General features: G+C 30.9%; 10 protein-coding genes. 8 read left to right on the top strand and 2 right to left on the bottom strand.

Annotation, left to right across the window (positions count from 1 at the left end):
• Positions 1-183 precede the first annotated feature (183 nt).
• The 3 genes from HYY52_02165 (at position 184) to HYY52_02155 (ending at position 2,842) form a co-directional block, all read left to right on the top strand.
• Positions 184-1,035 carry a tetratricopeptide repeat protein gene (locus tag HYY52_02165; protein MBI2995498.1) on the top strand — a complete coding sequence of 284 codons (852 nt, stop codon included), beginning with the start codon at positions 184-186 and terminating at the stop codon, positions 1,033-1,035.
• Between the two features lie 12 nt (positions 1,036-1,047).
• The gene (gene glk, locus HYY52_02160; protein ID MBI2995497.1) at positions 1,048-2,055 is read left to right on the top strand and encodes a glucokinase; all 1,008 of its coding nucleotides are present in this window, start codon (positions 1,048-1,050) and stop codon (positions 2,053-2,055) included.
• Positions 2,056-2,116: 61 nt separating this feature from the next.
• Complete coding sequence (locus HYY52_02155) at positions 2,117-2,842, top strand: 50S ribosomal protein L25 (protein MBI2995496.1); 726 nt, start codon at positions 2,117-2,119, stop codon at positions 2,840-2,842.
• Here HYY52_02155 and HYY52_02150 read toward each other — a convergent pair.
• Together HYY52_02150 and ilvC are read right to left on the bottom strand one after the other, a co-directional pair.
• Entirely contained in the window at positions 2,781-3,737 is a 957-nt protein-coding gene (locus HYY52_02150) for a glycosyltransferase family 9 protein (GenBank protein MBI2995495.1), read from the bottom strand. The two genes, HYY52_02155 and HYY52_02150, sit on opposite strands and share 62 nt — an antisense overlap.
• Positions 3,737-4,771 carry a ketol-acid reductoisomerase gene (gene ilvC, locus HYY52_02145; protein MBI2995494.1) on the bottom strand — a complete coding sequence of 345 codons (1,035 nt, stop codon included), beginning with the start codon at positions 4,769-4,771 and terminating at the stop codon, positions 3,737-3,739. Before ilvC ends, HYY52_02150 begins: the two co-directional genes overlap by 1 nt.
• Positions 4,772-5,040: 269 nt before the next feature.
• Here ilvC and HYY52_02140 point away from each other — a divergent pair, with 269 nt between their 5' ends.
• From HYY52_02140 to HYY52_02120, 5 genes are all read left to right on the top strand, one after another.
• Positions 5,041-5,235 carry a hypothetical protein gene (locus HYY52_02140; GenBank protein ID MBI2995493.1) on the top strand — a complete coding sequence of 65 codons (195 nt, stop codon included), beginning with the start codon at positions 5,041-5,043 and terminating at the stop codon, positions 5,233-5,235.
• Complete coding sequence (locus HYY52_02135; protein MBI2995492.1) at positions 5,225-5,470, top strand: hypothetical protein; 246 nt, start codon at positions 5,225-5,227, stop codon at positions 5,468-5,470. Before HYY52_02140 ends, HYY52_02135 begins: the two co-directional genes overlap by 11 nt.
• Positions 5,471-5,604: 134 nt before the next feature.
• Positions 5,605-6,273, top strand: coding sequence for a YggS family pyridoxal phosphate-dependent enzyme (locus HYY52_02130; GenBank protein ID MBI2995491.1), 669 nt, complete (start codon positions 5,605-5,607; stop codon positions 6,271-6,273).
• Positions 6,274-6,277: 4 nt separating this feature from the next.
• A complete protein-coding gene (locus tag HYY52_02125; GenBank protein MBI2995490.1) occupies positions 6,278-6,844 on the top strand; it encodes a cell division protein SepF in 567 nt (188 codons plus the stop codon).
• Positions 6,845-8,404 carry a methionine--tRNA ligase gene (locus HYY52_02120; protein ID MBI2995489.1) on the top strand — a complete coding sequence of 520 codons (1,560 nt, stop codon included), beginning with the start codon at positions 6,845-6,847 and terminating at the stop codon, positions 8,402-8,404.
• Positions 8,405-8,408: the final 4 nt, after the last annotated feature.

Raw genomic sequence — 8,408 nt, 5'->3', positions numbered from 1 at the left:
AATTAAAACTCAAATGGAGTACAGGATGAAATCTGCATCTAAAAGATGGAGATTGTTTAATGCTAAAAAACTTCTTGTTCTTCGTGATACCATTTTTAATGGTCAGTGGGACAAGTTACCCCGAATTGCTTAACACACCCTTGACAGATGGGCAGTAACTAAATAAGTTATAATATTGTTTTAATGATTTATAATAAAACAATAAAGAATTTAATTTTGTTGCTAATTTTAATATTTGCTTGTACTGGTTGTACAAGACAGCAAGCAACTAAAGCCTCATCTGAACTTGATAGCAAATGGAAGAAGATAAGTTCAAATGTGGTTATTCTTTACAGGCAAGGAAAGTATTCAGAAGCTATTCAAGCTGCTGAACATGCATTAAAGTTTGCACAAGATTCATTTGGTAAGAATCATGAAAATGTAGCTACTTCCTATAACAATTTAGCTGAATTATACAGAGCAACTAGAAAATATTCTGAAGCTGAGATGCTTTATAAAAAAGCAATTGAAATAGATAAGGAAATATTTGGGAAAGAAAATCCAATTGTTGCAAAAGATCTAAGTAATCTTGCTGTTTTATATAGGATTACTGGTGATTATGATAACAGTGAAAAATTATGTAAACAAGCTTTAAAGATTAGAGAAAAAACTTTAGGTAAGGATGATTTGGATGTTGCAGTTTCATTAAATAATTTAGCAGTACTTTATAGAACCCTTGAAAAATATTCTCTAGCAGAACCTCTACTAAAAGAAGCATTAAGGATAAGAGAAAAAGCCTTAGGCAAGGATAATCCAGATGTTGCAGTATCTTTAAATAATCTTGCAGAATTATATAGTGTCAATAAGAAATATAAAGAAGCTGAAGAATTATTTAAACGTTCTATTTTAATTTTAGAAAAATCTCTTGGCAAAAATCATCCAAATGTAGCTACTGTATCTCAGAACTTAGTTGATCTTTATGTTCAAATGGGTAAACCAGAAGAAGCGTTAAAACTTAAAAAGCATATAAACGAGATACTTTCTTTAAAAAATTAAGGGCAAGAAAAAATGTATCTTGTTGGTGATATAGGTGGAACAAAAACAAATATAGCTCTTTTAGAAACAGTTGATAAGAAATTTAAAATTGTTTTAGAAAAAAATTACCCAAGCAAAAACCACGATAGCTTAAGAACAATTGTAAAGGAATTTACAACAGAAAATAAAAATTTAAATATTGTTTGTGCATGTTTTGGTGTTGCTGGTCCTGTAAAAGACGGACTTTGTGATGCTACAAATTTGCCATGGCTTGTAGATGCAAAAAAAATTGCCGAGGTTTTAAATATTAATTCAAATTTAGTTTGGCTATTAAATGATCTTGAAGCAGGAGCATATGGAATTGAAGTCTTGGAAGATAAAGACGTTTTTATCTTGAATGAAGGTACTGAAATTAAACATGGTAATAAATGTTTGTTAAGTGCAGGTACTGGACTTGGAGAATCAATAATATTTTGGGATGGTGAAAAATACAAACCTTCAGCATCTGAAGGAGGGCATACTGATTTTGCACCAAGAAATAAAATTGAAATTAATCTTTTAAATTATTTAATAAATAAATATGGGCGGATAAGTTATGAAAGAATTCTTTCTGGTCCTGGACTTTTAAATGTATATGAGTTTTTTAAGGATACTACTTATCAAAATACTCCAACATGGCTTTTAGAGCGTTTAAAAAAAGAAGACCCAAGTGCAGTGATTGCTGAAATTGGTATGGCAAAAAAGGATGAGTGTTGTGAAAAAGCACTTGAACTTTTTACTTCTATATATGGTGCTGAAGCAGGAAATCTTGCACTTACATCACTTGCTACAAGCGGTGTTTACATAGGTGGAGGAATAGCTCCAAAAATACTAGATAAATTAAAAGAAGGCAGTTTTATGCAAGCCTTTACACATAAAGGGAGACTATCTGTTATGGTCTCTCAAATGCCGGTAAAAGTAATTTTAAATCCTAAGATTCCACTCCTTGGTTGTGGAAATTTTTTAGCTGCAGAGTCATGCTGTGGTATGGCATCGCATTAGATTTCGTTTATACAAAACATTTCTTGATTTTTTACCTCATTGCGATTAAGATAGTATTCTTGTGGCAAAACAACTTATAATTAAAGCAAAACCTCGTGAAAATAAAAAACCAAATGCACTTAGAGCAAGTGGTTTTGTACCAGCTACTGTTTATGGTCATGGATTTCATTCTGAATCAATTCAACTTAGTGCAAAAGAATTTTCAAAGATCCCACATAAAGCATATTCTCACATTAATCAATTAGAAATTGACGGGAAAGAAAAATATCCTGTCTTGATTAGAAATGTTCAAACTGATCCAATAAAAAATAATTACTTTTTAAATATTGAGTTTTATAAAATTAGAAGTGATGAAAAGATTACAGTTAAAGTGCCACTTAATTTTATAGGGCACTCACAAGCAGTAGTTGCTGGTGGAGTTTTAATTGTTTCACTTAGTGAGCTAGAAATCCAATGCTTACCAGCCGATATTCCAGATGCTATTGATATAAACTTAGATGATATTAAAGAAATTGGACAAGCAATTTGTATAAGTGATTTAAAAATACAGGAGAAGATTACTATACTTACAAGAAAAGAAGAAGTAATTGCAAAAGTAGAAATTCCAAAGACACATGAAGTAGAAGAGAAAGCTCCAGAAATAGCTGAAGCTGCTGCTGCTGCACCAGCTGAAGGTACTCAAGCAGCAACAGCAGCACCTGGTAAAGAAGCTGCTCCACAAGCTGCTAGTAAGCAAGCAGCTGCTCCACAGGCAAAAACACAAGAAGTAAAACCAGCAAAGAAATAGTTTCTAAGACTTTATCTATACTTAAACTATTCATACAATAGCCACCATTAATAAAACTACATTTTTTTTTATTTATACATTTGCAGTCTTTTGCTGAAAGTATTTGATAATCATTTGTAAAAGGGCCAGTTCGTTGTGGTAATGTTGGTCCGTATAATCCTATAACTTTTTTAGATAATGCACTAGCTATATGTAAAAGCCCAGTATCACAAGAGACTAAACAACTTGCACCTGAAATAATTTTTGCGACTTTTGAAAGACATAACTTGCCAATTAAGTTTACTACTTGATTATTAAAAGAACTGTTTTGAAAAATTTCTTTTTCATCTTCTCCACCTAAAAAAACAACTTTATAGTCTCTTTTACAATTCAAGATTTTTTTTGTTAAACTAAACCAATTTTCAAATGGCCATGCCCTGTGGATTCTTACCTTACCAACTCCTGGGACAAAACATATGTACTTAGTTGCTGCTAAACCAGACTTAGTTAAAATATCAGTTGAATTATTAACAAAGATTGTTTTCATATCTAAATGAAGTGCAGAAAGTTCTTTATCATAAGTCTTTGCAAAATTTACAACCGCATGAAAGTTATTGTCTTTTTTATATTGAAAATATTTTTTAGCTCTAATATGAAAAAGATTAAAGAAAAAAAATTTTAAGCTAGTGTGTAAATTAAAAAAATAATTAACTGAATCCTGAATCCTAAATCCTTTTTTATAAACCCATACACGATCTATGTATGGACAGCACTTAGTAAGTAATTCAGAAATATTTTCAGATGTAATATATTCAATGCTTGCTTCTTTGTATTTATTTCTTAAATACTTGACAAGAGGAAGAGTATGAATTACATCACCTATCCCACCCAATCTACAAAGGACAATACGTTTCATTATTTATTTACAACTGGTACTTTTAGACTACTGCTTGTTGGTGTTAAAAAACTCATCTTGCTTCTTAATTCTTTTCCAATATTTTCTATTTGAAGCAAGGCTTCTTTTTTTCTAAAAGCATTGAAGTTTTTCTGATAACTAGTTTCATTTTCAGAAATCCATTCTTTTGCAAACTGACCTGACTGAATTTCAGTTAGGATTTTTTTCATATTTTCTTTTACATGTGAATCAATTATTCTTGAACCTCTTGTATAATCACCATACTCAGCAGTGTTAGAGATAGAGTCTCTCATTTTAGAAAGACCACCTTCATATATTAAATCTACAATTAGTTTTACTTCATGCAAGCACTCAAAATAAGCCATCTCAGGAGAGTATCCAGCTTCAACTAAGGTATCAAAACCTGCCTTTATTAAACTGGTTAAACCGCCACATAGAACTGCTTGCTCACCAAACAAATCTGTTTCAGTTTCTTCTTTAAAAGTAGTTTCAAAAACACCAGCTCTTGTTGCACCAATTCCTTTTGCATATGCCAGAGCTAAGTCCTTTGCTTTTTTAGATGCATCCTGGTAAATAGCAATAAGACTTGGCACCCCATGACCCATTTCATAAGTTGCCCTAAGCCTGTGGCCAGGACCCTTTGGAGCTACCATAAAAGTGTCAACATCTGGTGGAGGAACTATTTGCTTAAAATGCAAACTAAAACCATGAGCTACCATAAGCGCTTTGTTTTTATTTAAATATGGTTTTATTTCAGATTCATAGACGGATTTATGCTTTTCATCAGGCAAAAGAATCATAATAAGATCAGCTGCTTTTGTTGCATCACTTACAGAGAGGACTTCAAAGCCTAATTCTTTGGCTCTTAATGCACTTTTAGATCCTTTGTAAGATCCAATAACTACTCTTTTAACTCCTGAATCTCTAAGATTTAATGCATGTGCATGACCTTGACTTCCATATCCAATTATTGCAATTGTTTTATCTTTTATTAAATTAAGATTTGCATCATTGTCATAGTATATTTTTGCCATTTTATTGCTCCTTTTATATGCTCAAGACAAGCTTGAGCTTCCGTTTGTCGATTCCTTTCACTTGCTCGCATTTGCTGAATAAATCATCAAATGCTTTAAGTTGTGTAACGCTTTAGTCCTTTTATCACTCAACTAGTAATAATAGCAAATTCAAATTCGAGCTACCAATTTTTTGATTCTCTGATTCAGGGTTATACCTATTTCAGTAAATATTTAGTTGAGTTTATAAGTTGCTTATTAAGGGCAGTATGCCTTATAGGAGACATGTCATGTGTCTAAATGAAATAAAAAAAGATTTAATTTCTGAAGCTGAATTACTTATTTATCAGATGAAAGCAGCTCAACTTACCTGTGATTATGATTTGGTAAATGACAGAGCAGATATTTTAAATAGCATTTGCAAAAAATTAGAGTTTATAAAAAATGAAGAAGAAAGACTTCAAATAAATAACAATGAACAATAAACAATCTGAAAACAATTTAAAGGATATTAGAACAAAAATTGACGAGCTTAAAGAAAGGCTAAATAATATAGACAGAAATCTTAATTTGCAGGAAAAAATTTTAGATGAATTAAATCAAGATTCAAAATCTTTATTTCAAAATACTCCTCTTACCCATAAATCAACTAACTCAATGGAAGACATTATAAGAGGTGCTTTTGCAAAAAGAAGGATACCAAAGATATTTTTTAAGTAATTTCGGCCAATTCGGCCCAAAAATCAATTATCTATAATTCTCTTTTGTAAATAAAGGATTTACTTTTCTTGACAAGTTATCTAAAGTTAGTGATTCTATATAATGTAGTTAATTTTGATGTTGATTATTTGCATGTGAGTATCAAAGAAAACCTAGAAAAAATCAAGGAACAAACAAGTAATGTTAATGTCAAAATTATTGCTGTAACAAAATATGCCACTGAAGAGCAAATCATTAGTGCATATGAATCAGGGATGCATGACTTTGGTGAAAGTTATGTACAAAAGGCTCTAGAAAAATTATCTTTAAAATTTAAAGATTCTGAAAATTTGGTTAATTGGCATTTCATTGGTCGTCTGCAAAAAAATAAGGTAAAACATGCAGCAGGGAATTTTTATCTTATTCATTCTGTAGATTCTCTTGAACTTGCAGAAGTTATTAGTAAGACTGCTGGTAAAAAAAGATTAACTCAAAACATTTTACTTCAAGTCAATATCTTCCAAGATCCTTCAAAAGCAGGATTTACTGAAGATAAACTAAAAAGTACATTTGAAAATCTAATTAAACTACCAGATGTAAAAGTACTTGGACTAATGACAATTGCACCAAAAACAAATGACATGAATTTAATTAAAAGTAATTTTTTAAAGCTGGTTAATTTAAAAGAGGAGTTAAATCAAACATATAAAACTAATTTAAAAGAGTTATCTATGGGCATGAGTAATGATTATAAAATAGCAATTGAATGTGGTTCAACAATGATTCGAATTGGGAGAGCTATATTCAGTGAATTTGGAGGGTAAAAAGTTGAGCATTTTAGAATTTATAAAAGGGATTTGGTATAGAGATATGAAAGAGGTTGATGTATATAATCCTCAAGATTTTGATGAACTGTGGAAAACTGAGGAACAAGACTCAATTTCACCCAGTCATTCTACAAGTCATATTTCAAATTTAACATCAAATAACTTTCAAAGCAGGGGGAATATAAAAGTGATTGATCATCCAAGTTTAACACCACAAAGTGAAGTAGTAGTTATTGAACCCAGGTCATTTGATGAAGCACTGGACATTGTTGAAGAATTACGTTGTAGAAGATCAGTTGTTTTAAATTTACAATACCTGGATACAGAACAATCTCAAAGAGTTGTTGATTTTCTATCAGGTGCAACACATGCTTTAGATGGACATCAACAAAGAGTTGGTCAAGGTGTATTTATTTTTGCACCTAATAATTTTACTTTAAGTACAGAATCAAATGAAGCTCGTGCTTTAAAAGATGCTTTTTGGGGACGTAGTAAAGAAAGAGAACAACAAAAATTACAAGAACAATATCAATATGCTGAGCCAGTAAAAAAATCTTCGATCTTTTAATTGACAGTGGCTAAAGAAAATAACACGTTTTACATTACATCTCCTCTTTACTATGTAAACGATGTACCTCACATTGGTAGTGCTTATACAACAATTGCATGTGATTGCATTGCACGTTATAAAAGACTTAAAGGATATGATGTTTGTTTTTTAACAGGTACAGATGAACATGGTCAAAAAATTTACAGAGCAGCTAAATCACAAAACTTAAACCCAAAGGATCACTGTGACAAAATAGCTGGGGAATTTGAAAGACTATGGAAGTTGTTAAATATAAAATATGATAAGTTTTCTAGAACAACATCAAAAAAACACTACAGCATTGTTCAGGAGTTTTTTAATCGTGTTTTTAAAAATGGAGATATATATGAAGCTAATTATGAAGGGTTATATTGTGAAGCATGTGAGGATTTTAAATTCGAAAAAGATTTAGATCCTTTAAAAAACTGCCCAATACATAAACAAAAAGTTCAAGAATACAAAGAAAAAAATTATTTTTTTGCTCTTTCAAAATATCAAAACAAACTTTTAAAACATTTAAATGAAAACCCTGACTTTATACAACCTTCCTATAGAAGAAATGAAGTTTTAGGCTGGATAAAAGAAGGACTAAAAGATTTCCCAATATCACGCCAGTCAGTTAGCTGGGGGATTCCAGTACCAATTGATGTTAAACAAACTATATATGTTTGGTTTGATGCTTTACTTGGCTATATATCAGGTCTTTTAAATGATGCTGAAGAAGTAGAAATTGAAAATACAATTAAAAAATATTGGCCTTGTTCAGTTCATGTTATTGGAAAAGATATTTTACGTTTTCATGCGGTTTATTGGCCATGTATGTTAATGTCCTGTGGTTTACCTATTCCAGAGAAAGTATTTGGTCATGGTTTTTTAACTAAAGATGGTGAAAAAATGGGAAAGACAACTGGAAATATTATTGATCCTTATGAGTTAGTTAAAGAATTTGGAGCTGATGCAGTTAGATTTTACTTTCTAAGAGAAGTAACTTTTGGAAAAGACGGCGACTTCTCAAGAGAAAATTTTATAAACAGGATTAACTCTGATCTTGCAAACAATTTAGGAAATCTTTTAAATAGGACTTTAAATCTAGTAAATAAAAATTTTAGCGGGGTAATAGAAGAACCAAAAATAAAAAATTATTTAGGATTAAAAGATAAAAGAATTTTTACAATTAAAGAGTATGAAAAGCACATGGAAAAATTAGAACTAAAAGAAGCATTAGATATAGTCTGGCAGCTTGTAGACAGCACAAATAAAGCTTTTAATGATTTTGAGCCGTGGAAGCTAGTAAAGGTGGGCAAAACCGAAGAAACAAAAAGTTGTCTTTACGAAACCTTAGTAATCTTAGGGAATATAAGTATTCTAATTAATCCTTTCATCCCCGAGACAAGCTTAAAAATATATAGCCAACTTGGGTATGATAAACTAAATGAACATAACGAATGGATAAACTTAAGCAAGGAGGAAGAACTAAAATTAGTTTTTAAAGTCAAGGAAGGAAAGCAAGTTTTTCCAAGGCTAGATATAGAGATATAGAAAG

The organism is Candidatus Melainabacteria bacterium (assembly GCA_016193285.1).
Taxonomy (GTDB): domain Bacteria; phylum Cyanobacteriota; class Vampirovibrionia; order 2-02-FULL-35-15; family 2-02-FULL-35-15; genus JACPSL01.
This window is presented reverse-complemented; position numbering and strand designations above follow the sequence as displayed.